Source organism: Mesorhizobium sp. M2C.T.Ca.TU.002.02.1.1 (genome assembly GCF_003997225.1).
On record NZ_RZTO01000848.1, the window covers coordinates 1 to 2,572 of the forward strand.

Genomic DNA, 2,572 nt, shown 5'->3' on the forward strand with positions numbered 1-2,572 from the left:
ACCGAGGACCGCGAGGTCTTCGACCAGTGCACCGATACCATCATCCGCCAGGTCGAGGACATCGGCCGCATGGTCGACGAATTCTCGGCCTTTGCCCGCATGCCGAAGCCGGAGATGAAGGCGATAGACCTGCGTGAGTCGCTGCGCGAGGCGTCCTTCCTGGTCGAGGTGAGCCGCTCCGACATCGCCTTCGAACGCGACTTCGGCAGCGAGCCGTTGAAGGGCACTTTCGATAGCCGCCTGATGGCGCAGGCCTTCGGCAACGTCATCAAGAACGCGGCCGAGGCGATCGACGGACTTGATGCCGACGACCGTTCGGACGGCACAATCCGGATTCAGGCCGGACGCCAAGATGGCGCCATACGAATCGACGTTATCGACAACGGCAAGGGGCTGCCGCGCGAGAATCGCCAACGGCTTCTCGAGCCCTATATGACGACGCGCGAGAAGGGGACCGGGCTTGGCCTCGCTATCGTCAAGAAGATCGTGGAGGACCATGGCGGCCGTCTCGAATTGCACGACGCGCCAGAGGATTTCCATGGCGGCCGGGGCGCGATGATCTCGATCATCCTGCCGCCGGCGACGGTCGTAGCCGCGCCGCCACGCGGTGAAGGCCGAAACGAACACGAACGAGAAACTGAAAAGGTCGATAATGGCGTCTGACATTCTCATCGTCGATGACGAGGAAGACATCCGCGAACTTGTCGCCGGTATCCTGAGCGACGAGGGTCATGAAACCCGTACGGCGCATGACGCCGACAGTGCGCTCGCGGCGATCGCCGATCGCGCGCCGCGGCTGATTTTCCTCGACATCTGGCTGCAGGGCTCGCGCCTTGACGGCCTGGCGCTGCTCGACGAGATCAAGACCATGCATCCGAACATGCCGGTGGTGATGATCTCCGGCCACGGCAATATCGAAACGGCTGTGTCGGCCATCCGGCGCGGCGCCTACGACTTCATCGAGAAGCCGTTCAAGGCCGACCGGCTGATCCTGATCGCCGAGCGCGCCCTGGAGACGTCCAAGCTGCGGCGTGAGGTCTCCGACCTCAAGCAGCGCAGCGGCGAGACCTTCGACCTGATCGGCATGTCCTCGGCCATGAGCCAGCTGCGGCAGACGATCGAGCGCGTCGCGCCCACCAACAGCCGCGTCATGATCGTCGGCCCGTCCGGCTCCGGCAAGGAGCTGACGGCGCGCGCCATTCACGCGCTGTCGTCGCGCAAGGCCGGTCCGTTCGTCACGCTGAGCGCGGCCACCATCACGCCCGAGCGCATGGAGATCGAGCTGTTCGGCACCGAATCGAACGGCACCGAGCGCAAGGTCGGCGCGCTGGAGGAAGCGCATCGCGGCATCCTCTACATCGATGAAGTCGCCGACATGCCGCGCGAGACGCAGAACAAGATCCTGCGCGTGCTGGTCGAGCAGCAGTTCGAGCGGGTCGGCGGCACCAAACGCGTCAAGGTCGACGTCCGCATCATCTCCTCGACCTCGCAGAACCTCGAGGCGATGATCGCCGACGGCCGCTTCCGCGAGGACCTTTACCATCGCCTGGCGGTGGTTCCGGTCATGGTGCCGGGGCTCGCCGAACGGCGCGAGGACATCCCTTACCTCGTCGACAATTTCATGAAGCAGATCGCGCGCCAGGCCGGCATCAAGCCGCGCCGGATCGGCGACGATGCGCTGGCCGTGCTGCAGGCGCATAACTGGCCGGGCAATGTTCGCCAGCTGCGCAACAATGTCGAACGGCTGATGATCCTGGCGCGAGGGGAAAATCCCGATTCCCCGATCACAGCCGACCTTCTGCCCTCCGAGATCGGCGACGTCATGCCACGCACGCCCAACCAGTCGGACCAGCACATTATGGCGCTGCCGCTGCGCGAGGCACGCGAGCAGTTCGAGAAGGACTATCTGATCGCCCAAATCAACCGCTTCGGCGGCAACATCTCGAAGACGGCCGAATTCATCGGCATGGAACGCTCGGCACTCCACCGCAAGCTGAAGTCGCTCGGTGTATAGCAAGCGCTTGGCCCACGCGATTGTTCATTACGGCCGGGGCGGAATCGCCTAAGAAAGCCGGATATTTCCCCGAGGGTGCCCATGCCGCGCATTGCCTATGTCAACGGGCGCTATGTCGTCCATGCCCAAGCCAGCGTCCATATTGAGGACCGCGGATACCAGTTCGCCGACGGTGTCTATGAAGTCTGCGAAGTGGCGCGCGGCCATATCGTCGACATGCCGCGCCATCTTGCCCGGCTCAAGCGCTCGCTGAAGGAACTGTCGATCGCTTGGCCGGTCTCGGAAAGCGTGCTGCCGATGCTGCTGCGCGAGGTGGTCAATCGCAACGGCGTGGTCAACGGCCTCGTCTACGTGCAGGTGACGCGCGGCGTCGCCAGCCGCGAGTTCGTCTTTCCGCCGGCAGGCACGAGATCTTCCCTGGTCATAACCGCCAGGAGGGCCGACCCGGCCGCAAGCGCGAAGCGGGTGGAGAGCGGCATCAAGGTCATCACCGTTCTGGAGAATCGCTGGGACCGCGTCGACATCAAGAGCACGGGCCTTTTGCCCAATGTGCTCGCC

At 64.2% G+C, this 2,572-nt stretch carries 3 protein-coding genes; all 3 read left to right on the forward strand.

From position 1 onward, the window contains the following. Window positions 1-663 (forward strand): ATP-binding protein (locus tag EOD07_RS30345; RefSeq protein WP_127237935.1); only part of this gene is annotated, 663 nt, incomplete at its 5' end. Further along, window positions 653-2,014, forward strand: coding sequence for a sigma-54 dependent transcriptional regulator (locus tag EOD07_RS30350; RefSeq protein WP_127237936.1), 1,362 nt, complete (start codon window positions 653-655; stop codon window positions 2,012-2,014). The genes EOD07_RS30345 and EOD07_RS30350, both read left to right, overlap by 11 nt. Window positions 2,015-2,095: 81 nt before the next feature. Continuing rightward, a partial coding sequence (locus tag EOD07_RS30355) for an aminotransferase class IV (protein WP_206519604.1) occupies window positions 2,096-2,572 on the forward strand: 477 nt, incomplete at its 3' end.

Coding starts and splice junctions, on each gene's coding strand:
- EOD07_RS30350 (WP_127237936.1), top strand. CDS start 653: ATGGCGTCTGACATTCTCATCGTCGATGACGAGGAAGACATCCGCGAA.